The 22,517-nt window shown below is 33.6% G+C and carries 20 protein-coding genes and 1 tRNA gene; 3 read left to right on the top strand and 18 right to left on the bottom strand.

The features are described from left to right. The 4 genes from CD29_RS15570 to CD29_RS15585 all read right to left on the bottom strand — a co-directional run bounded on the left by CD29_RS15570 (position 1) and on the right by CD29_RS15585 (position 7,396). Positions 1-1,851: a DUF2194 domain-containing protein gene (locus tag CD29_RS15570; RefSeq protein ID WP_036188869.1), complete on the bottom strand. Its 1,851-nt coding sequence runs from the start codon at positions 1,849-1,851 to the stop codon at positions 1-3. 2 nt (positions 1,852-1,853) lie between these two features. After that, entirely contained in the window at positions 1,854-2,747 is an 894-nt protein-coding gene (locus CD29_RS15575; RefSeq protein ID WP_036188871.1) for a tetratricopeptide repeat protein, read from the bottom strand. Beyond that, positions 2,738-4,927 carry an NAD-dependent epimerase/dehydratase family protein gene (locus CD29_RS15580; protein WP_036188873.1) on the bottom strand — a complete coding sequence of 730 codons (2,190 nt, stop codon included), beginning with the start codon at positions 4,925-4,927 and terminating at the stop codon, positions 2,738-2,740. The genes CD29_RS15575 and CD29_RS15580 overlap by 10 nt, the downstream gene beginning before the upstream one ends. A gap of 357 nt (positions 4,928-5,284) precedes the next feature. Beyond that, complete coding sequence (locus CD29_RS15585) at positions 5,285-7,396, bottom strand: right-handed parallel beta-helix repeat-containing protein (RefSeq protein WP_052124205.1); 2,112 nt, start codon at positions 7,394-7,396, stop codon at positions 5,285-5,287. 444 nt (positions 7,397-7,840) lie between these two features. Between CD29_RS15585 and CD29_RS15590 the strand changes: the two genes are divergently transcribed. Then, positions 7,841-8,146 (top strand): hypothetical protein, encoded by a 306-nt coding sequence (locus CD29_RS15590; protein WP_036188877.1) that lies wholly within the window; start codon positions 7,841-7,843, stop codon positions 8,144-8,146. Between the two features lie 496 nt (positions 8,147-8,642). On the opposite strand, the gene groL is transcribed toward CD29_RS15590, so the two are convergent. Continuing rightward, positions 8,643-10,268 carry a chaperonin GroEL gene (gene groL / locus CD29_RS15595; protein ID WP_036188880.1) on the bottom strand — a complete coding sequence of 542 codons (1,626 nt, stop codon included), beginning with the start codon at positions 10,266-10,268 and terminating at the stop codon, positions 8,643-8,645. Between the two features lie 87 nt (positions 10,269-10,355). Further along, a complete protein-coding gene (gene groES, locus CD29_RS15600) occupies positions 10,356-10,640 on the bottom strand; it encodes a co-chaperone GroES (RefSeq protein WP_036188883.1) in 285 nt (94 codons plus the stop codon). Positions 10,641-10,906: 266 nt separating this feature from the next. Here groES and CD29_RS15605 point away from each other — a divergent pair, with 266 nt between their 5' ends. Beyond that, on the top strand, positions 10,907-11,662 hold the full coding sequence (locus tag CD29_RS15605) for a CPBP family intramembrane glutamic endopeptidase (RefSeq protein WP_036188886.1): 756 nt from the start codon (positions 10,907-10,909) through the stop codon (positions 11,660-11,662). A gap of 44 nt (positions 11,663-11,706) precedes the next feature. Here the strand turns inward: CD29_RS15605 and tatC are convergent, their stop codons facing one another. The 3 genes from tatC to CD29_RS15620 all read right to left on the bottom strand — a co-directional run bounded on the left by tatC (position 11,707) and on the right by CD29_RS15620 (position 13,520). After that, on the bottom strand, positions 11,707-12,531 hold the full coding sequence (gene tatC / locus CD29_RS15610; protein ID WP_036188889.1) for a twin-arginine translocase subunit TatC: 825 nt from the start codon (positions 12,529-12,531) through the stop codon (positions 11,707-11,709). 17 nt (positions 12,532-12,548) lie between these two features. Further along, a complete protein-coding gene (locus CD29_RS15615; RefSeq protein WP_036188892.1) occupies positions 12,549-12,806 on the bottom strand; it encodes a twin-arginine translocase TatA/TatE family subunit in 258 nt (85 codons plus the stop codon). 84 nt (positions 12,807-12,890) lie between these two features. Continuing rightward, on the bottom strand, positions 12,891-13,520 hold the full coding sequence (locus CD29_RS15620) for a redox-sensing transcriptional repressor Rex (protein ID WP_036188894.1): 630 nt from the start codon (positions 13,518-13,520) through the stop codon (positions 12,891-12,893). A 265-nt stretch (positions 13,521-13,785) separates the two neighbouring features. Here CD29_RS15620 and CD29_RS15625 point away from each other — a divergent pair, with 265 nt between their 5' ends. Continuing rightward, a complete protein-coding gene (locus tag CD29_RS15625; RefSeq protein WP_036188898.1) occupies positions 13,786-15,729 on the top strand; it encodes an ABC-F family ATP-binding cassette domain-containing protein in 1,944 nt (647 codons plus the stop codon). A 489-nt stretch (positions 15,730-16,218) separates the two neighbouring features. Here the strand turns inward: CD29_RS15625 and tsaD are convergent, their stop codons facing one another. From tsaD to CD29_RS15670, 9 genes are all read right to left on the bottom strand, one after another. Next, the gene (gene tsaD / locus CD29_RS15630) at positions 16,219-17,241 is read right to left on the bottom strand and encodes a tRNA (adenosine(37)-N6)-threonylcarbamoyltransferase complex transferase subunit TsaD (RefSeq protein ID WP_036188901.1); all 1,023 of its coding nucleotides are present in this window, start codon (positions 17,239-17,241) and stop codon (positions 16,219-16,221) included. Continuing rightward, positions 17,241-17,687 (bottom strand): ribosomal protein S18-alanine N-acetyltransferase, encoded by a 447-nt coding sequence (gene rimI / locus CD29_RS15635; RefSeq protein ID WP_036188904.1) that lies wholly within the window; start codon positions 17,685-17,687, stop codon positions 17,241-17,243. The genes tsaD and rimI overlap by 1 nt, the downstream gene beginning before the upstream one ends. Before the next feature lie 4 nt (positions 17,688-17,691). Beyond that, entirely contained in the window at positions 17,692-18,390 is a 699-nt protein-coding gene (tsaB, locus tag CD29_RS15640; RefSeq protein ID WP_036188908.1) for a tRNA (adenosine(37)-N6)-threonylcarbamoyltransferase complex dimerization subunit type 1 TsaB, read from the bottom strand. Further along, positions 18,387-18,839: a tRNA (adenosine(37)-N6)-threonylcarbamoyltransferase complex ATPase subunit type 1 TsaE gene (gene tsaE, locus CD29_RS15645; RefSeq protein ID WP_036188912.1), complete on the bottom strand. Its 453-nt coding sequence runs from the start codon at positions 18,837-18,839 to the stop codon at positions 18,387-18,389. The genes tsaB and tsaE overlap by 4 nt, the downstream gene beginning before the upstream one ends. A gap of 139 nt (positions 18,840-18,978) precedes the next feature. Then, entirely contained in the window at positions 18,979-19,329 is a 351-nt protein-coding gene (locus CD29_RS15650; protein WP_036188915.1) for a hypothetical protein, read from the bottom strand. 153 nt (positions 19,330-19,482) lie between these two features. Beyond that, positions 19,483-19,558 (bottom strand) — tRNA-Asp (locus CD29_RS15655). Between the two features lie 148 nt (positions 19,559-19,706). Continuing rightward, entirely contained in the window at positions 19,707-20,441 is a 735-nt protein-coding gene (locus CD29_RS15660) for an amino acid ABC transporter ATP-binding protein (protein ID WP_036188918.1), read from the bottom strand. Next, positions 20,438-21,049, bottom strand: a complete 612-nt coding sequence (locus tag CD29_RS15665; protein WP_408056629.1) for an amino acid ABC transporter permease — start codon at positions 21,047-21,049, stop codon at positions 20,438-20,440. The genes CD29_RS15660 and CD29_RS15665 overlap by 4 nt, the downstream gene beginning before the upstream one ends. An 86-nt stretch (positions 21,050-21,135) precedes the next feature. Then, positions 21,136-21,909 (bottom strand): transporter substrate-binding domain-containing protein, encoded by a 774-nt coding sequence (locus CD29_RS15670; protein ID WP_036188924.1) that lies wholly within the window; start codon positions 21,907-21,909, stop codon positions 21,136-21,138. Positions 21,910-22,517: the final 608 nt, after the last annotated feature.

The following is a 22,517-nucleotide window of genomic DNA, read 5'->3' on the forward strand; positions in this document are numbered from 1 at the left end:
TCACCCGCCTAATCCAATAGAAAAGTTCTTATTGAATGCTGTTACTAGATATATGTCTTTATCAATTTTTTCTACGATACAGTGCTCCAGCATTTTAATTTTTTTATCTGTCCTTAATATAAAGTACTGTTCAGCTGATTCTGATGTAGTAGTAACTTGTAGTTTATTCTTATCTTTCGTAACATCCATGTCACTTTGAAGCTGGTTAGCAACACTAACTGCTGCTTGCGTTGAAGTAATACTTCGTAACCATGGATAGGTACTATGCAATCTTTCTAATAAGTCTTCAAAATCTTTATACAAACTTTCCCACGTTTGCTGACGACCTCGTTCCTTGTCTAACAAATCATCTGGATGGATAAAGTGTGAAAACACACCTATTGATGTAATTGTATTCGCCTCTAGCCATTTATTATATTCCGTGTCAAAGTAACCAGAAGTAACCCTTGGCATTTCAATAATGCCATCGGATGTAATTTGAAATTCTTGTACATATGAACGTTCAAAAGGATCTGTCATGTATAAAGATGAAATAACCGCTAAATTTGGCCATGTATCTACTAACGCTTGTCTTCCTTCTGAACTTAGGACATTGGAAGGAGGAACATATGACATAACATTATAGTTAGGAAAAGCTCGTTTAATATATTGTAAAACCGTTCGAATTGATTCTTTCATATCCTCCGAAGTTTGCCACTCATTATAGTCAAAATAGTCGGCTATTTGCGGATCCATTTGCAATGATTGGTGATTATATCCGTGGATCCCAATCTCACCACCACTTTTAATAACTTCTCTACCGTATCCGATTAAATTATGCAATTCCTCATCTTCCCGAGATTGAAAAGGCCCTATTACATCATCACCGTACGTTTGGATGACCATAGCTGTATATTTAATGTCATTTAATTTAGCAACCCTAATCATTTGTGGCCACCAAATATTTTGAAAAAAAGTTGTAATATCCATTTGATAATCCTTATAAATCACATCATTAATCCCCTGAGGAATTGGTGCTGGAAAATCATCTATATAAAATAATTTCGTATTAAAGATTGGGTAAATATAATCTGGCTCCAACATACTAATTCCACCAGCAATAAGCCCTCTCGATTCCTTTGTATCTAGGCTGCTACCATTGAAAACAAGGAACGCCCCATCTCCAAATGTTTTTTTCCACATTAACGGGGTGTGATTAATCGTTGTTGCTAATAATTCTGCAGAATCTTCTATCTCACCTATCAAGACATCGTTATAAATGAAATCCCCATCATATTGAATCCCTTTTTGGTTAATCAGCACATTAGAAGTAAGTTCAATTCCATATTCACCTTTAAGGTAAGAAAAATTTAAAAAACCTAATTTACGATATATTTGATTGAATACAGGTGAAGGGTTATCTAAACGCATGACATACATGTATCCACCATCTTCGACATAGTCAATAATCGATTGTATTTCAGATTCAACTCTATTCAATGATGATGTCATTAGAATTGCCTGACACTCACTTACATCTACATCGTTGATATCCAAATCAACTGTTGTATATGGTTGTTGCATATACTCCAAAACTTGCAGGGAATTATCTTTAATTCCTACACTTAACGTATCTCGACTATCGTACAAAACACAATAATTTCGGTCACTAATCGCAGTAGTAGTAGAAGGTTCTTCATTAAGCGAAGCTAGATATTTTTGTTTCACTTGCTGATATTGTTGATGCACATTTTCATTATGGCTAAATTCTAATACAAACTTCGACCTCGCAAATTGCGATGCTACTGCAAGAAGTAATACAAATAGCAATATGATGTAAATATTACGATGTAACTTTACGCCCTTTTTCATCTTTATGCTCCTTTAGACCAAAACCTTACCATTGTTAAAGCACGATTAGACAACTTTATTGGTGATTTCTTTAAGCTATTCAACGTTTCTTGAACTTTCTGATATGATTTCATTTCATAGTAGACTTTCATCAAGCATAAATAAGAATCTTCGCAATATTGAAATGTATCGAGAAATTTAAGAGCACTCTGTTTAGCATCATCATATAACTTTAAAGTAATTTCAATTTCTACTTTTTCTTTATGAGCCCATTCTAGATCTTGTTTAATTTCGATCAACTTTTCTAACACAGAGCGATAAGTATAACGATATTTTAATAATGTTCGTTCATCTAAGAAACCACTTTTCAAATAAGATTGTAAGACTTCTGCATATGTTCTGACCACTTGTAAATTTGACGAATCCTTTTCATAATTTAGCGCAAGTTCTTGTAAAGCCAGTTGCAATTTTCTTTTTAATTCCATAATTGCACTTACTGCATAATAGGAGGTTTCTTTGTCTTCATTGCTCACTGCGTGTTGCAAGATTTCTAAATAATTGACAACGTCTTGCTTTAGAACATCGATCATTACTTTACGGCGAGTCTTATACTCACTTACTAAAAGTGCTTCTTCAAGGGGTATAATGTCGAGTTCCTCATGACGTTCCACTCGTTGATAAATGCTGTTCCTTTTCACTTTAAGTTCTTCTTCAAGACGTGTCATATAATCATTTAAATTTTCTACATTATGTCTAATAATGCTCTTTGGCCAAAATATCGGAAATAGCCACCCAATACCAGGTAAGGTAGCAATAATCATTACTTTCATTAACCAATCTTGCCAAGATTTTCGATACAATAAAGAGATTAATAGGATTGAGGCAAGTAAATATATACTGTAGATTATTAGATACATACTAATTGCTCCTTCGTTACTTCCGAAAAATCAATTAAAGGATGAGCTAAACGATTAACAATGTTTTGCTTATCTTTCTCGCTCGTATTGGAAAATAAAACCAGCAATCTACCTTCACTATCTAAACCAATATAATCAGTTTCTCTCAATTTGGAGGATAAATACTCAGACACATCTCTATTTGCTATGTTTTTCATATCCGCACGTAACAATAAATAAGGAACTTGATACTGTTCATATGTTTGCATTTTTGAAGTCAAGATTTCACTAAACACCTCAGGTTTGAGAATCATAGTATTCTCTACATATCGCTTGGATTCGGTTGCTTCAATGTAAGATAACGCTTTACTAAGTGCAGAAGCTATTAAATCTGTCGTAATACGGAACAAGTTTTGATGATATAACGAGAAATTCTCAAATGGCAATCCGTCAATAGCAATAATGGCCGTTACTTTATCATTATGAAAAAGTGGCGCAACCATTAGCGGTACCCCTTGCTCTAATTTTTTGTTCGCATATACCTTTCCTGTCTGAATTGTACTAGAAACGAATTCATGATCTGATACTTTTAAGGACTTTGGTATATCATTTGTATGATATCCGGTACTAGCTAAAAGTCGTAAATATGTCTGATTTGGGTTTACCATATAAATCATTACTTTAGGTGCTTGTAGAATTGATTTGACAACATTTACTGCAGACCCGAAAACACGTTCTGGTTCTAAACTTTCTAATTCCTTCGTCGCTGAATAGATTTTCCCATAACTATCTCCCGCATTTAATATACGTGATTGGAGCTCGTCTTTTACTTCGCGAACTTCTGTATAGACACTTTCTAAAAAAGCATAACGTTCACTTAGTTCATTTACCTCTAATCCATGTTGTTTAATTAGGACATTTTTTCTTTCTATTGTATATCCTACAACTAAGCCAACGAAAATGTATATCGCAATTTGGAAGAAAAAGTTGGTGTCATATGTTAAAGAAACAATATCTCTACCTTCAGATAGCTTTTGATATATTAATAAGGCCGAAGATAGAAATACTGCAAGTACAGCTTGACGACTACCATATAGAATCCCAATGATTGTAATATAAAATAACCTCACATCAACAATTCCGTATGTGTTATTTAAAAAATGAAGTGTCAGCCAAGCGACTAACACAAAAGCAACGATATTTTCAACAAATGGTTGTACTTTACGAAATGTTTGTCGTGCTTTTTTACGGGTTACTGATTCATTTTTCTTTTTTTTTTTGCGTCGCACTCTATTTTCCATGAAATGCTCTGCCGTTTTACGTAGTCCTTCTTGAATTGTATATAATGGTGACCAATCTAAATCACGCATAACTTTACGATTATCCAACACAGAATTATCAATATCACCGGTTCTTTTATGTGTATATTTTACTTCGTTAGTTCCTTGTATTTCATTTAATATATTAATTATTTGATTGATAGAGATTTGCTCATTAGAAGATAGGTTATAAATACCTGTTTGAGAACTATTTACACTTCTGTAAATCGCATATGCTACATCTTCTACATAAATAAAATCCCTTGTCTGCTCACCATCTCCATACACGATATATGGCTGCTGAGAAATAAAACGATCCATAAAGATTGAAATAACTCCAGCTTCACCTAAGCTATTTTGACGAGGGCCATAAACATTAGAAAAACGAAACATTATAGTCGGTAAATAATATAGTTCCTGCCATTTTTGACAATACAGCTCTCCAGTAACTTTACTAATACCATACGGTGAAATAGGATTACAGTTCGCTTCTTCAGGAATAGGTAATTCAGTTTGATATCCATAGACAGCAGCTGAGGAAGCATAGATAAATCTTTTTACACGATGCATTGCAGAAATGTTCAACATATTTACGAGTCCCACTACATTTGATTTTGCATCAATTATGGGATTGGATACCGAAGTAGCTACACTTACTTGTGCTGCTAGGTGAACAACTGCATCAAATTGATGTGATTTAAAAATCTCTACACATTTAGGATCCTCGACTGATAATATATATCCTTTATGCTTGAATTTAACATTCTCTTTTCTTCCTGTACTCAAGTTATCAATAATGAACACTTCATGTCCTTCTTGATGAAACCGATCTGCAACATGGGATCCAATAAAGCCATATCCTCCAGTTATTAAAACTTTCATCCTATCACCAGTTTCATATTAGATTCAATTTATAGTATTCTCTCAACTTTTACATTTCTTTATATATTGTATAAAGAAATGTAGGTATTTAGCACTTAATAATCGTTGTAACTTTACATTTTCCATTTTAATTGAGCAATAAGATATATTATACTACCTGATACTGTACAATTTTCGAACAAATAATGATAGCTTTTTATGTTATTATTTACAGCTTTTCTTCTACATTCGTTCACTAGCAAACATACCTAAAATGTAGACTGCAAAAAAGTCCTTTATCATGAATAAGTACATTGTTAACGTATCTAACTTCATCAATAAAGGACCATAACTTCCAGATGTGTTTACTGAAAAACATTATTTAATTTTATAAGTGAACATATCTCCACTCATAGGGAGCTTATCTAATTTATTATCGTTCAATAGAACACCTAACTTTAATTGTTGTCCAGGTACAAGATTTAATAGATTTAACGGAATCGCTATTTCTATTATATTTCCATCTCCTGTATACTTATTAATTTTACGTAAATTTACTATTTCTTTAAACGCCCAGTTCGTTCCGTCTCCGTCGTAACTATAGAATCTGATTGATTCTAGTAAATAGTCAATTCCTTTTGTCGACCAATTTGAAGATTGATAACCTGTTTGTTCATTCCCATCTGCATTAATATACACTTGTAATTTATTGTTTAAATTACTTCCTTCCACTAACATGTATAGATTCTCCGAGTCATTTGTAAACTTGGCGGATTTTATATTTGCACCATCTGCTAGTGAAGGTGTGATATTCTTCCACTCATTCACTTTCCCATCTATAACAACCAATGGCAAATTAACATTAGAATCCGTCTTAGTTTCTTCAGCTGGAATTAATCTAGGGTGCTTATCTTGTAAAGGCTTGCTAGGCAAAACCCCGTTTTTATATTCTGCAGCACCAATATCAATACCCTTTCCTACAACTCGTTGAAGATTATAATAGTCTTTCTTCATAGTAGGATCATACTGGAAAGTCCCCTGGTCAATAGCTGGTGATTTATCCGATATATACGGACTATTGTTTTCGATATCAACCAATAAAGGATCAGCAAATATAGAATGGTGATCATATCCTGTCGCATATTTAAAGTCTTTCCAAGTACTATATATCTCTCCATCATAGCGCCAACTTGAAGAATCCACTCCACCTTCACGATAATAAAGATTATAATCTATGAAATTGCTGCTGCCTGTCTTCTCACTTTTCTTAATAAACCTATTATTAGGGGCTGTGTAGATTATATTATTAGCAAAAATATTGTTTGAATTATAATGTTGTAGCGTAATTTCTCCATATCCTTGATTCAATGAATCATTCATATATAACGTATTATTAATAATGATATTATTCTGTGCACCACCGTTTTCTTCGCTAGAACCACCCATAATAATTCCCGCACCTTGGTTATGATGCAAAAAGTTATTGCGTAAAATAACATCACTTGTGGCCATCCCGTAATTCTCACTTGCTAACTCTACACCAAAGTTACTATTAAAGACTTCATTGTTTTCTACAATTATATTGGTACCACCATCGATATATATACCAGCTGCAGAACGATGCCCCAAGGCTCCATAAGCAGGATTAGTAGACGTGTCAATATTGTAAACAACATTGTGTGCTACAATCCCATTTCGCGCTTGATCTACACATGGATCTGAACAAGTATTGTAATGACCAATTATATCAATACCAACATTATTGGTATCATGTACTGTATTATAGTCAACGACAAAATCTTTTACATTACCATCCAATGTTAATGATTCGCTTGACCCTGAAACTAAATGATGCACCTCATTACCACTAATTTTAATATTTTCTATCGGAATCGTTGAATCACCATAGACTAATAATCCATGAGCATTGCCCTTTTCCGAATAATTCGTTATACCATGAATGTTATTGTCTAAAATAGATATATATGATCCGCCACCACGCACTTTCATTCCAGAAATATAATCATTAGAACTTGACGTTGTAAGTCCGCGAATTTCGAAACCTTGTACAACAACATAACTTGCATCTTGTATTAATAACAGACTGTTGTTGGCACTTGTAGGTTTTAAGTTTTTCCCTTCCAAAATCGGCTGTTCGCCAGGGTACGCTTGGAAAGTAATATATCCATCTTTGGCTGACCCTGAATTTCTGATTTCAACAAATTCTTCGTATATACCACCCCTCACTAAAACAGTTTCTCCCGCAACTATCGTATTGGATGCTTTTTGAATTGTTCGCCAAGGTAATTGTTTTGTTCCAGGATTTGAATTATCTCCATCAATCGAAACATAGTAAACCTTTCTAGGTGAATAATTGCTAGAGTATATTGTGCTTGAAGCATAATTGAACACTATTAAAATTATCAGAAGTGCGGCAAAGCTAATCTTTACATGTTGCATTACTTTATTGTACATACTTGGTATTATCATCGTGTAGAAACAGCTCCAGCCATTTAAAATGTTACTTTTTACTGAAAGTGATATTCGCTTGCCTAATTATGTATATTTCATCACTGGTTAATATATTAATATTCACTTCAATTGTTAGTACTGTATAAATCCTTGATTATATATAGGTAGATTGCAAGTTAATTCTTAGTTATTTACATCATACCGAACGTAAGTTGAAGGTGAGTACTATCTGTTACTATGTGCTCCAAAATTTTCAAGTCTGTAAATATTAGAATGGTAATCTTTAACGGGATTTTTTACTAGATTGCCTTAGAAAAATATAAATATTTATCTGTTATAATTAACTAATATATCCTTTTATAACCTATAATAACCTTAATTACTATTAGTATTTAATATACTAATTTCTAAAATTATGTTATAAATAATTTTACGAATTTCTTTTAAGGGGTGTGGCGTTTTTTGAATAGATACTTAAGCCTTATTGCTTTGATTTTAATATATAGCTTTTGTTGTCATTTTCTTTACGATTACCCTCAATCTATAGTTGATGAAGAAATCTATCTAGTTGATAACCAAATTCCAGACTACCCAATTGATGATAATGGAAAACTTAAGGATTTTAACCTTACTCCACAAACAGTTTTAGTTTTGATTATCTTAAGTATTACTAGTTCCTTTAGTCTGTTTGCTGCGTTAACTAGAAGACTTATGCTACTTACAACCATTTTTTATCAATCGAATTATTTAATCAACTCTTTGAAATAGATACTACTAACCTATTTCAGAGGAGGAAATGAAAAATGATGTGGATTCGATTTATTATGATTGGTATGTTCTCGTTGACTTCTATTTCACTTTTAACATATCAAGGTGTTGAAATTTCCAATGCTTTTTTAGAGTATTTTAATAAAAACTAAACATGTAATTTCTTGAGTGTAAAGAAGATTTCTTTACACTCTTTATTATTAACTTACTTACTTACTTGCTTTTTTAGTATCTATCAGTTCGACATACACGTACATCGCTTCTGACAGGGCGTTGTGTAGCACTTGAACAAATTATGGATAGTTTTGGTCATTCAGTTGATCAAATTATTAAAAACACTATCTACCCGTAACGAAATAAATAAAAAAAGAAGCCTCTCAAAAGTTCATTGAACTTTTGAGAAGCCTCCGTTAATATCCTCTATGTTAGCAAAATGTTAGCATTTCACCTTCGCCTTACATACAAGCCCATACATATCAAGGGTTCAGACGGCTTATTACATCATGCCGCCCATACCGCCCATGTCAGGCATTGCTGGGCCAGCTGGTTCTGGAATGTCTGCTACTACTGCTTCAGTTGTTAAGAATAAAGCAGCTACAGATGCAGCATTTTGAAGTGCAGAACGAGTTACTTTAGCAGGGTCTACGATACCAGCATCGATCATGTTTACCCATTCGCTAGTTGCAGCGTTAAAGCCTACACCGATTTCTTCGCGTTTTAAGCGGTCAACGATGATTGATCCTTCAAGACCTGCGTTGTTAGCGATTTGACGAACTGGTTCTTCAAGAGCACGAAGAACAATTTTCACACCTGTTGCAACGTCGCCTTCAACTTCGTTTAATACTTTTTCTACAGAGCCGTAGATGTTAAGAAGTGCAGTACCACCACCTGATACGATACCTTCTTCAACTGCCGCACGAGTTGAATTTAATGCGTCTTCAATACGAAGTTTGCGCTCTTTTAGTTCAGTTTCTGTTGCAGCACCAACTTTAATTACTGCTACACCGCCAGCTAATTTCGCTAAGCGCTCTTGTAATTTTTCTCTATCAAATTCAGAAGTAGTTTCAGCAATTTGAGAGCGGATTTGGTTTACACGGCTTTCAATTGCATCGCTGCTTCCTGAACCTTCAACGATTGTAGTGTTGTCTTTGTTTACAACAACTTTAGCTGCTCTACCTAGTGATGTAACATCTGCAGTTTTTAGATCTAAACCAAGATCTGCAGTGATTACTTGACCACCAGTTAAAATCGCTACGTCTTCAAGCATTGCTTTACGACGGTCACCGAAACCAGGAGCTTTAACAGCAACAACTTGGAATGTACCACGTAGTTTGTTAAGTACTAATGTCGCTAACGCTTCACCTTCGATATCTTCAGCAATAATTAATAATGGACGACCTTGTTGTACAACTTGTTCAAGTAAAGGTAAGATTTCTTGGATACTAGTGATTTTTTTGTCAGTAATTAAGATGTATGGGTTATCTAATACAGCTTCCATTTTGTCTGTATCAGTTACCATGTAGTGAGATACATATCCACGATCGAATTGCATACCTTCTACTACATCTAATTCAGTAGTGAATCCTTTAGATTCTTCAATTGTAATTACACCGTCAGTACCAACGCGTTCCATAGCGTCAGCGATGAATGTTCCAACTTCTTCATCTGATGAAGAAATCGCTGCAACTTGTGCAATTTCTTCCTTGTTTTCTACTGGACGAGAAATAGATTTTAATTCTTCGATTGCTGTAGCTACCGCTTTATCAATCCCTTTACGAATTCCAACTGGATTTGCACCAGCTGTAACGTTTTTAAGACCTTCACGAATCATAGCTTGAGCTAAAACAGTTGCTGTAGTTGTACCGTCTCCAGCGATTTCGTTTGTTTTAGATGCAACTTCTGCAACTAATTTTGCACCCATATTTTCATATGGATTTTCTAATTCGATTTCTTTCGCAATTGTTACACCATCATTAGTAATTAATGGAGAACCAAATTTTTTCTCTAGAACAACGTTACGACCTTTTGGCCCTAATGTTACTTTAACAGTGTTTGCTAATTTATCTACACCTTGAAGCATTAAAGAACGAGCATCTTCTGAGAATTTAATGTCTTTTGCCATTTTGTTACCCTCCAATATAAATTAACTTTCAAAATAGTATCAATCATGCGCTTAGACCAACGCATAGTAGCTTTAAATTTTTGTTTCTTAGCCAATAACTGCTAAAATGTCACTTTCACGTAAAATTAAATATTCGTTTCCTTCATATTTCACTTCTGTGCCTGAATATTTTGAGAAGATGATAGTGTCTCCTTCTTTCACTTCAAGCTCGACGCGTGTGCCGTTATCTAGAACACGACCAGTTCCTACTGCTACAACTTTACCTTGTGATGGTTTTTCTTTTGCTGAATCCGGAAGAACAAGTCCTGATGCAGTTTTTTCTTCCACCTCAACTAGTTCGATAATGATACGATCACCTAATGGTCTTAACAAGTGAAACAACCTCCTAGAATATTATTATTTATATTTTTTAGATTTCTTATTAGCACTCTCATCTGATGAGTGCTAACACAATTATTATAATAATGAATTCATTTTCCATTTGCAAGTATGAAGCATAAAAAATTTTGATTTATATCTATCTTCAACTACAATATAAGAAGATAAAAAGGGGTTTTTACACATACTTTTATATTCTAACTATTTCCAAAAGCTTTTAATCAGCATAATTAGTTTTTTAACAGAGAGGCGGTAAACAATTGAGTCAACCAAATAAATTAAAAACTCAGGCGACAGCATTTTATATTTTAATTCTTTATATTGTTTGTCAACTTTCTGGGCTTCTATTATTTATTCCAGGTGTACGTGATATATTCCTTCAATTTATTGATAGAGAACCAAATGAATCTGGTATTGTCCTTGTAGCATGGTGGTCTACCATTGCATTTGCTATAACATTTATAGTTAGTTTCATAATTATTAGTCGTAATAAAAACTTTTGGAATGTTTATAAAGGGGAAAAATCCTCAATAGGGGAATCAATTGGTTGGGGGATTCTTGGTTTTTTCTTAGTGCTAGTTGGGCAAACGGTTGCTGTTAATATTGAATTGGCACTAGGAATAACATTAGGCTCTCAGAACACCGAAACAATCATCAAAGTTACAGAAATTGCTCCTATCATGATCTTATCAACAGTATTATTTGCACCAATCCTAGAGGAACTTGTCTTTCGCCGTGTAGTTTTTGGATCAATTATTCAAACACAAAATTTTTGGATTGCTGGACTTATTAGCGCCATTGTTTTCGCTACAATTCACAATGAATTTACACACATCCTTATTTATGCAGTTTCAGGTTTCATATTTGCCTTCCTTTACTATAAAACAAAACGATTATTAACTTCGATCATTTCTCATATGCTTCTGAACGGTTTTGTAACCATTGCTCAAATCTATGGTGACGAAATTCAAAATTGGGTGAAGGAAATCCAAACAATCATCGTTTTTATACAGTAAAAAAAGTGTAGATACAATCAAGTTTGTATCTACACTTTTATTTTTTAGTTACTTAAATTCTCCATTTGTCGGCGTTGTTCAGCAAGTAGTTCTTCCACTTGTTGTCTGTGGTTTTCTTCCTGTTCTTCTTTCTGTCTTTGTTCCTCAGCTGTTAGGAATTTTTTATATCCTACACCTGCAATTATAATACTGATTTCATATAGAACAAATAACGGTATTGAAATAATTAGGTATGAAACAATATCAGGTGGTGCAAGGAGAACAGCAATTACAAACAAGACAAAGTATGAATACTTACGAAACTTTCTCATTAATGCTGGATTTAAAATTCCTAATCGAGCTAGAAAAATTGTAACAACAGGCAACTGGAATATAAACCCAAATGGTACAACCAGTTTAAACAAAAATGAAAAATATTCATTAATCCCTATTGTTTGTTCAATATCTAGTCTTTCCGACAAATTCATCATAAATTGTAGAACACTTGGGAATAAGATAAAATACGCAAATGCTAGTCCAGTAATAAATAAGAAAAATGCGTAAGGAATGTACTTTAATGTTGCCTTACGTTCTAATTCATGTAAACCAGGTGTGATAAACGCCCACAATTGAAACAAAATCACTGGTGATGTAATGACAAGTGAGATTAGGAAAGTCACTTGCAAATAAACAGCTAGTGGGTCTGTGACATTAAATGCGTTTAAAGTTAGTTGCTCTGCTTCTTGACTTCTATATTGGATAAATTTAATTACTGGCTCTGCAAAATAGAAACCAGCAAATAATGATAATACAAAGATAACCGCACAAACAATTAGACGATTTCTTAATTCCTCTATATGTTCAATTACAGTTAATTCTTTTGGATTCATATTCCTGACATCCTTAACTACTTAGCTTTTTCTTCGTTATTTTGTTCTTTTACTTCAGCTTGTTGTATTGTTGTATCTTTATGTTCAATCACAGGTTTTTTTGGTTCATCTTCATCATCAATTAATCCTTTAGTGCCCTTTTTAAACTCACGAAGTGTCGTACCAACAGCTCTACCTAACTCTGGCAATTTTTTTGGTCCAAAAATTAATAATGCTACTATTGCAATAATGATTATGGCAAACGGTGTTACTGCATTTAAATGCACTTCTACCATGATTATAAACCTCCTCTATTTCTTATACTATTTTAAATCAAATCAAGGTGTATTGCTATTGTATTAATGTGAAATCTTTTCGTCCTAACTATTACGTATTAAGTAAATTAATGCCTCTAACTCCACAGACAGATCAATATTCATGACCTTCATAGATTCTGGTACATTCAAACGGACAGGCGTGAAGTTTAGTATTCCTTTTGCATCGATATTGGCAAGTCTATTAGTAACTTCTTGTGCTGAACGAGAGGACACAGTTAGTATCGCCATTTCTGCATTATATTTAACGTACATTTCTTCTAATCGGTCTGGATGAAATACAGGAATTCCATTAACCTCATGTCCTTCCATTGGCGCTTTTGAGTCAAATGCTACAACAATTCGTGTATTATGGTTCTTTTGGAAGTTATATTTTAAAAAAGCATTTCCTAAATTCCCGACACCAATTAAAGCAACATTAGCGCCCTCATCTTGATCTAATGTTTGTCTGAAAAAATCCAGCAAATACAAAACATCGTACCCGTACCCCTTTTTCCCTAGTGCTCCAAAATATGAAAAATCCCGTCGAATTGTTGCAGAATCGATTTTCATAGCTTCACTTAATTCTTGTGACGAAATTCGACGTTTCCCTTCATTTGCCAGATTTTGAAGAAAACGATAATACAATGGCAATCTTTTAGTTGTTGCTTGTGGAATTTTTAGTTCATGTTTCACTTACTATCCCCCATTCAATTTCGACTAAACGAAATTGGGCTGTCAAAGTCCTTTTTTATGTAATGTTCTCTGCAATATTTACTATTCAAATTATGTAAATTCGCCGATTGCTATACTATAAATTTAGTATCAATGGATTCAATTCTATTATTAAGAGAAAGAAATCCATTCAATATTACTAAACATATTGTAATAGGTAAAGCTTTCACATTGCAAGAATCCTTAACAATCCATTACACTATTGGTAGTGAACTGAGGTGTAACAATGATTGTTTTACAAGTAAATCAATTAAACAAATCCTTTGGAACGGATGAAATTTTAAGCGGCATTAAACTCGAAGTGCAACATCGCGATCGTGTTGCGCTAGTCGGTCGAAATGGTGCAGGAAAATCTACATTACTGAAAATAATAGCTGGTCAAATGTCGTACGATTCTGGGGATATTATCATCCCAAAAGATGTTCAATTAGGCTATTTAGAGCAACACGCTGGATTGAACTCTACCTTATCTATTTGGGATGAAATGATGACCATTTTTTCGGATTTAAGAAGTCAGGAACAGAACCTTCGCGCTCTTGAAGCAAAGATGGCGGATCCTTCTGTTTATGAAAATAATGACACTTATCAGCGAATAATGAGTGATTATGATCAACTGCAACATGGTTTTAAAGATGCAGGTGGCTACCAATATGAAGCGGATACGCGATCTGTCTTACATGGAATGCAATTTTACCCTGAAGATTACATTAAGCCTATTTCTTCCTTATCTGGAGGTCAAAGAACTAGATTAGCTCTTGCTAAATTATTACTTAGTAAACCTGATTTATTAATACTTGACGAGCCAACGAACCATTTAGATATAGAAACTTTAACCTGGTTAGAAAATTATTTAAAGAGTTATGAAGGTGCAATATTAATTGTTTCTCATGACCGATATTTTTTAGACCAACTTGTTACCATTGTTTATGAAGTATCGAGAACCCATGTAACACGATTTGTAGGAAACTATAGTGCTTATCTTGATGAAAAAGCAAAAAATTATGAGCGTAATTTGAAAACTTATGAACGCGAACAGAGTGAAAAGGCAAAACTAGAGGCATTTATTCAAAAGAACATTGCTCGCGCATCTACAACAAAAATGGCACAAAGCAGGCGTAAGATGTTAGAACGTACTGAATGGATGAATTCACCAGACGGCGATGAGCGTTCGGCTAATTTTGGATTTACCATTGAAAAGCAAAGTGGAAATGACGTACTTTCTATCGATCATCTAGCAATAGGTTATGATGAACAAACAATAATATCAAAGAATATTTCAATGAGAGTTTATCGTGAAGATCGGATTGCTTTAGTTGGCCCGAATGGTGTCGGAAAATCAACACTTTTAAAAACAATTGTTAAAGACTTACCCATTCGAGAAGGTGACATTCGTTACGGAACAAACGTACAAATTAGTTATTATGACCAAGAACAAGCCAAACTTACTGGAAACAAACCTGTGTTAAAAGAATTGTGGGATGAATGGCCACTAATGAATGAAAAAGATATCCGCACAATTCTTGGGCGCTTTTTATTTAGTGGAGATGATGTTGCAAAACCTGTCCATTCATTATCTGGTGGGGAAAAGGCACGTCTAGCTTTAGCTAAGTTAATGATGCAAAAAGGGAATTTATTAGTTCTAGATGAACCGACCAATCATCTAGATTTAGATAGTAAGGAAGTATTAGAGAATGCCTTAATAGACTATCCTGGTACATTACTATTTGTATCCCATGACCGATATTTTATTAATCGAATTGCCACGAAGGTAATTGAACTTTCTTCAGACGGTGCGTTTGAATACTTAGGAGATTATGATTACTTCTTAGAGAAGAAGCAGGAACTTGAAGAATTGGCTCAAATGAAAGCTGCAGCAAATAACTCAGTTGAAGCTACTTCAGTAAAAAATATAACAACCCAGATTGATAAAGAAGAAAAAAAGCGAGAGCGCCAAATTCGTCGCTTAGTCGAACAAATAGAAAAGGATATGGCTGATTTAGACAAGCAAATTAAACAAATTGAAGAAGATCTTTGTAATCCTGATATTTTTCAAGATCATGTAATGGTTATGCAACTCCAATCGAATCTTGAAAATTTAAAATCCAACTACGAACATTCAGAATTAGAATGGCTTGAGTTGAATGAAGAACTAGAGGATATTGGTTCATAAGAAGTTATCCTTGAATTTTTAACTGCCCCTGTAAAAGTTAGACTCATATTTAACTTTTACAGGGACTTTTTATTATTCGTCAGTAAAATACATATATCTTGGTCAATAGACAAATTTCGCAAAAATTCTTCCACATTTTTATTCACATCAAAAACCTAGTAATATCAAGATATCAACAGAGTTTTCCACATTGTCCACATTTATTTTTTAAGTTCTCCACACCGTTATGTGTAAAAATCACCACAACATCTAGTTTTACCACAGGTTATGCACAAGTTATCCACATTTTGTGCATAAGTACGGATGTTCGCATTGACTTTTTAATTATTCATAGGAGAACCTGTGGATAATTTTTCAGAAAAGTTTTACAAAAGATAATACTTAAAAAAACGTATTTTTTGTTAATATTAATCTAATTATTGTTGAAAATAATTTTTTATATAAAAAAAAAGCGCTATGTTCACTTTCATAGCCCTCTTTTTATGCATATTATTCTTTTGACCAACTTTTTAATTCCATACCAGGATTTCCATTCATCGATAAATTGCCACGAACAGAAGCATTATACATAGATGCAGCAGCGGCACCAATCATAGCTGCATTATCTGTACATAAGTTTAATGGAGGTACGTAAAAAGGTATTTCTTCTTTTGCAAATGCTTGCTCAAGACTTGTACGTAATCCTTTATTAGCAGATACACCACCAGCTGCAATCACTTGTTTTACTTGAAATTCTTTCGCTGCACGTACTGTTTTTGTTGTTAACACTTCTACGACACTATCTTGAAAACCTTTTGCGACCTGTTCCGGTATGATTTTCTCCCCACGCTGTTCCATATTATGTTTAAAGTTAATAACTGCTGATTTTAATCCACTAAAGCTGAAATCATATGAGTCTTCAAGCCACGCCCGTGGAAATACTACACCTTCGCTTGCTTCATGTGCAAGGCGATCTATATGTGGTCCACCCGGATATGGCAAATTTAAAACTCTTGCTACTTTATCGTATGCTTCCCCTGCTGCATCATCTCGTGTTTCACCGATTACTTCAAAATGCCCATGTTCTTTCATTAAGACAAGTTCAGTATGACCGCCAGAGACAACAAGAGCAAGTAAAGGAAACTCCATTGATTGTACAAGAGCGTTTGCATATATATGCCCTGCAATATGATGGACACCTATGATTGGTAACCCATGTGCAAAGGCAAAGGCTTTTGCTGCATTAATGCCGATTAATAATGCACCTACGAGCCCTGGCCCCTCAGTAACTGCAACAGCATCCAGTTCTTCAGGATCTAAGTTTGCATCTTTTAATGCCTTTTCTATAACTAATGTAATTTTTTCTACGTGATGTCGTGAAGCAATTTCTGGAACTACCCCGCCAAAACGTGTTTGACTTGCAATTTGTGATGACACGACATTTGAAACTATTTCATTACCATTTCTAATAACGGCAGCTGCAGTCTCATCACAACTCGTCTCTATAGCTAATATTAAATTTTGATTTTCCATTATAAGTTCACCCACATTACAAGAGCATCTTCTTGATTATCTGTATAGTATCCTTTTCTTATGCCACCATCATTAAATCCTAACTTACGATATAAATTTTGGGCTACAATATTTGATACTCTAACTTCTAGACTCATTACTTCTATATTATATTGTTCTTTTGCAATTCGAATGGCTTCTCTCATTAATCCTTCTCCGATTCCAAGACCGCGAACAGACTCAGAAACCGCTACATTTGTAATCTGTGCTGAGTCAATTACTAACCACATACCACAAAATCCGACAATATTCCCTAAATCATCTTCAGCTATAATGTAATGCGCAAAATTGTTTTCAGTCATTTCATAGTAGAAAGAATCCAAGGTCCATGGTGTTGGGAAGGAAGCAACTTCTATTGCATGAACTGCATTTACATCCGTTTCAGTCATTTTCCGATAAAGAACCATAATTCTACTCCTTTTTCTGTTCCTTCATCCATTCAGCTTCGGCCTGTGCCAGACGATGGTACTTTGGAACAAAGGCTTGGACCTCATCCATAGATTGAAACGGCTTTTCAGCTGCTAATTCAATAAGTTTAGTAGCTCTTGGTAACTGAAGTGTTTTAGGTGCAAATAGTGCCTTTTCTCCTAAGTGTTCTTTAATTACTTCCTCAAAAATAGTAACATCTTGTCCTACAAACAAGACAGGTTCTTTAAGCTCTTTTAAGTTTGTTAATAAGTCTACAATGGTACAGTGATGATCTTCGATTACTGGCTCCATATGTATTCCTCTATAGACACCTGCGTAAACATTTTGTCTTCTTGCATCAAATAATGAACATACTAAACCATTAAACAAATTTGCATTTGATGCAATTACTTTTAAACTTGAAACACCAACAAGTGGTTTATTTAATGTCCAAGCAAGTGTTTTTGCAATCGTCACACCAATACGTATACCTGTATAAGAACCAGGACCTTCTGAAACAGCAATTGCATCAATATCATTTGGTTTCATATTTACTTTTGCAAGTAGTTCTTCTATTACTGGCATAGCTGTAACAGAATGAGTTAATTTTACATTTTGTACGATTTCCACTAAAGTTTGACCATTCTTTGTAATAGCTACTGAAAGTGGAGTGTTAGACGTGTCAATTCCTAGCCAGATCATTTTAATAACTCCTTACACAATTCTTCATATCTACTTCCAATTGGTTTTAGTATGAATTTTCTGCCGTTTTCATCTATTCGTTTTATTTCAATTGCTAATCTTTCTTGAGGTAAAGAGTCCTCTATTAAATGCGCCCATTCGACAACCGATACGCCTTCACCGTAAAAAATTTCATTCCAACCTAAATCTTCCTCACTATCTGAAAGACGGTATACATCTAAATGATTAAGTGGCAATCGTCCATTATATTGTTTCATTATTGTAAACGTGGGGCTGTTAACTGTTCTATTTATCCCCAGTCCTTTAGCAAGTGCTTGTGTAAATGTAGTTTTCCCAGCACCTAAATCTCCCTCAAGAGTAATGGTATCCTGTGCTTCTAACAAGTTTGCAAGTTTATGTGCTAGAAGATTTGTTTCTTCAATTGAATCAACATTTATTTCATATTTCATATTATTATCCTCTCAAAAAATACATTATCTTTAGTTTACCCAATGAAAGCAATATGTTCAAAAAGAATTACCTGAAACAAATCGAAAAAGCTGACTTTCTAAAGTTAAAGTCAGCTTTAATCTTTAAGGTTAGTTTATTTTAATTTGGGTGATGTTTAATGTAAATATATTTTCCAACTAAAAGATCATTAGTAAATGTAAGGATATAACTTCGCTTTAAGCTTTGCTCATCTTGCCAAACAAATGATTGCTCCGTGAGTTGTTCGCCTCTACCTTTTGCAATCTTGACCACATCAAAATATGTCATACCTTGTCGAAGTTGTTCAAATTCACTTTCATTCATAAACTTTTGCCATCTAAAAGAGTTATTTTCTTCAATGATATAAAATTTATTTATTTCGTATGTGTAATGGGAAATCATCAAAATAAGATTAACAACAACGATAAAACATAGAACATGCATCTTTTGTTGTAATTTTTTTGATTTCAAACCTATTTCTCCTCATGTATTTTTTTGCAATAGTAATATATATATTAATTATCGATCGCCAACATGAGTGATAATTTGAAGTTGTCTAATAATTCCTTAAAATAAAAAAACCTTTAACAAGGACGAACTTTGTTAAAGGGATAATTTAATAAATGGCGGTCCCGACCGGGATCGAACCGGCGATCTCCTGCGTGACAGGCAGGCATGTTAACCGCTACACCACGGGACCTAAATGTCATTTTTTTATATTATAACAATGGTAGTTTCATAATACAAGATTATCTTTGTTATTATCATACAAAATTAGGCTTAATTAAGTATAAATGTAGGAGTTGTCAGATGAATCTTATCTTTGACAACTCCATTAATGAATCCCCCTAAGAAGATAATACTTTGCTTAAGAAACTACGTGTACGTTCATGTTTTGGATTTGTAAACACATCTTTTGGATCGCCTTCTTCAACGATATAGCCACCATCCATAAAGATTACTCGGTCACAAACATCACGAGCAAAGCCCATTTCATGTGTTACGATAACCATAGTCATACCTTCATTTGCAAGTTCTTTCATTACATTTAATACATCCCCTACCATCTCTGGGTCTAATGCAGATGTAGGCTCATCAAACAACATTATTTTAGGCTCCATTGCCAACGCTCTTGCAATGGCAACGCGTTGTTGTTGACCCCCTGATAGCTCACTTGGATATGAATTTGCCTTTTCCTTAAGTCCAACTTTTTCAAGTAAAGTCATCCCTAAAGTTTCAGCTTCACTTTTCGACTTACCTTTTAGTTTGATGGGAGCTAATATTACGTTTTGTAGGACAGTTTTATGTGGGAATAAATTAAATTGTTGAAATACCATCCCCACTTCTTGACGGAATTTATTAATATCTGAATTGTTATCAGTCATTTCATGGCCATTGACTAATATAGTACCCGAAGTAATTTCTTCTAAGCGATTTAAGCATCGTAGAAATGTACTTTTACCTGATCCAGATGGCCCGATTACACAGACTACTTCTTTTTCAGCAATTTCGACTGAAATATCTTTCAATACTTCCATTTGTCCATAATGTTTCTTTAAATTTTTTACTTGAACAATACTCATCGTAATTTAAATCTCCTTTCAATGAAGTTACTAAGCAGTGTTAATATGTAGATAACGATGAAATAAATTATCCCTACAGTCGTCCACATTGCAAAAGATTCAAATGTTGCCGATGCTTGAACTTCACCGCGTTGAGTTAAGTCCGCTATACCTATTACTGATAACAATGAAGTATCTTTCAATGTTATTATTGCCTGATTTGTAAATGTAGGTAACATTCTTCTTAAGGCTTGTGGGAGGATAATAAAACGCATTGTTTGGACGCCTGAAAATCCTAATGAGCGGGATGCTTCTGTTTGCCCTTTATCGATTGACTGAATACCAGCACGAATATTTTCTGATAGATATGCCCCAGCATTTAAAGCTATTGTTATAATCCCTGCTACTTCTCTGTCTAAACTCATAAATGATAATGAGTTTAATCCAAAGTATATGAAAAAGATTTGAACTAGCAATGGAGTACCACGGATAATATTTACATAAATCTTTGCAATCCATTGTAAGGGTTTAATATGTGTTAATCTCATTAATGCAACAACAAGACCAATGATAAAACCAATTATTATTGCTACGCCAAATATATACAACGTTGTAACTAATCCCTGCATTAAGTAGGGTAATGCATTAATTGCTGCTTCCACTAGAAAATCACTCCTTATTTGAAAAAAGTAGCACGCATTAAGCGTGCTATTTTTTAATCTGCTAAATATTTATCTATAATTTCTTGATATTTTCCATTTTCTTTTAAATTCTTTAAGCCTTGATTAATTTTCGCTAAAACTTCTTGGTTTTTACCTTTTAATACTCCAATACCATACTGATCATCATTTAATCGATCTCCAACAACTTGTAATCCTAAATCTTGCTGAGCGATTGCATATGAAATTACTGGGTAATCCTCAAACAAAGCTACTGCATTTCCATTTTGAACTTCTAAGAACATTGATGGACTATCATCAAATTGAATAATCTCAAAACCAATATCATTTACGATTGAATCAGCGTAATTTGCTCCTACTGTACCTTTTTTAACAGCTACTTTTTTACCTTTTAAATCTTCTACTGATTTAATTTCTGAATTGTCTTTACTTACTACAAGAGAAACACCTGCATCAAAATATGGGTCTGTAAAATCTACTACTTTTTTTCGGTCTTCAGTAATACTCATACCACCCATTGAAATGTCTAATTGCCCTGCTTGTAATGCTGGAATAATTCCTTTGAAGTCCATAGCCTCTAATTGTACTTCAAAACCTTGGTCTTCTGCGATTGCATTTATTAAATCAACATCGATCCCTACATATTTCCCATCAACTTCATATTCAAATGGTGGGTAAGTAGTATCAATTCCTACTTTGTATACTGTTTTCCCTGATTCATTTGAAGTTCCCGATTCATTGTTAGAACCACATGCAGCTAATACTAGTGCAAATAATGCAACAAAAAATACTAATAACGACTTTCTCATATTTCATCCCCCTGATATCCTACAATTCTAACAATTCTCAAACTTGAATTGTTAATTTTATGATAGTTCAATTAATAGACAAAATCAATATTATCTTAAGATTAATAGTTTAAAAAATTCGAATAATTAATATTATTTTTAGATAATTTAATTGAAACTAGATTTATTTTTACAATATATTTTAAAATTACAAAAAAATATTTATTTATAGTGAGTAATGTTAAATTATTTTATTTTAAAAATTATTATTTACTAGTTAAAATTCTTAAATTCATTTTATTTACAATAGTAATTTTTCTTAATTGCAGTCAATAAATTTTAACGATGGTCTAAGTAATAATATGTTTATCATTAAAATAATCCCTTCATATTTAACGAACAAGCATTAGTCTTCATAATAAAAGAATACTATTATTATACATTGTTATATTCAAATTTACTGTATTAAAAACTACTCTTATGCGGTGTAAAATAGATTAACGCTGAACCTTGCTTTCGATATGTCCAATTCCTTTATATTTAGGTATAAAAAAAACACCACTACAATTAGTGGTGTCAAATTGCGAAGCGACGTCCTACTCTCACAGGGGGAAGCCCCCAACTACCAT

Origin of the sequence: Ureibacillus manganicus DSM 26584, assembly GCF_000772945.1 — a bacterium.
Taxonomy (GTDB): Bacteria; Bacillota; Bacilli; order Bacillales_A; family Planococcaceae; genus Ureibacillus; species Ureibacillus manganicus.

Bases quoted from the DNA above. Each gene is read 5' to 3' on its own strand.
- CD29_RS15660 (WP_036188918.1), bottom strand. From the start codon at position 20,441: ATGAGTATTGTTCAAGTAAAAAATTTAAAGAAACATTATGGACAAATG.
- CD29_RS15615 (WP_036188892.1), bottom strand. From the start codon at position 12,806: ATGGTAGAAGTGCATTTAAATGCAGTAACACCGTTTGCCATAATCATT.
- rimI (WP_036188904.1), bottom strand. From the start codon at position 17,687: ATGGTTCTTTATCGGAAAATGACTGAAACGGATGTAAATGCAGTTCAT.
- CD29_RS15625 (WP_036188898.1), top strand. From the start codon at position 13,786: ATGATTGTTTTACAAGTAAATCAATTAAACAAATCCTTTGGAACGGAT.
- CD29_RS15580 (WP_036188873.1), bottom strand. From the start codon at position 4,927: ATGAAAGTTTTAATAACTGGAGGATATGGCTTTATTGGATCCCATGTT.
- groL (WP_036188880.1), bottom strand. From the start codon at position 10,268: ATGGCAAAAGACATTAAATTCTCAGAAGATGCTCGTTCTTTAATGCTT.
- tatC (WP_036188889.1), bottom strand. From the start codon at position 12,531: ATGAATCCAAAAGAATTAACTGTAATTGAACATATAGAGGAATTAAGA.
- CD29_RS15585 (WP_052124205.1), bottom strand. From the start codon at position 7,396: ATGATAATACCAAGTATGTACAATAAAGTAATGCAACATGTAAAGATT.
- CD29_RS15575 (WP_036188871.1), bottom strand. From the start codon at position 2,747: ATGTATCTAATAATCTACAGTATATATTTACTTGCCTCAATCCTATTA.
- tsaB (WP_036188908.1), bottom strand. From the start codon at position 18,390: ATGATCTGGCTAGGAATTGACACGTCTAACACTCCACTTTCAGTAGCT.
- tsaD (WP_036188901.1), bottom strand. From the start codon at position 17,241: ATGGAAAATCAAAATTTAATATTAGCTATAGAGACGAGTTGTGATGAG.
- CD29_RS15670 (WP_036188924.1), bottom strand. From the start codon at position 21,909: ATGAGAAAGTCGTTATTAGTATTTTTTGTTGCATTATTTGCACTAGTA.
- tsaE (WP_036188912.1), bottom strand. From the start codon at position 18,839: ATGAAATATGAAATAAATGTTGATTCAATTGAAGAAACAAATCTTCTA.
- CD29_RS15665 (WP_408056629.1), bottom strand. From the start codon at position 21,049: ATGCAGGGATTAGTTACAACGTTGTATATATTTGGCGTAGCAATAATA.
- CD29_RS15570 (WP_036188869.1), bottom strand. From the start codon at position 1,851: ATGAAAAAGGGCGTAAAGTTACATCGTAATATTTACATCATATTGCTA.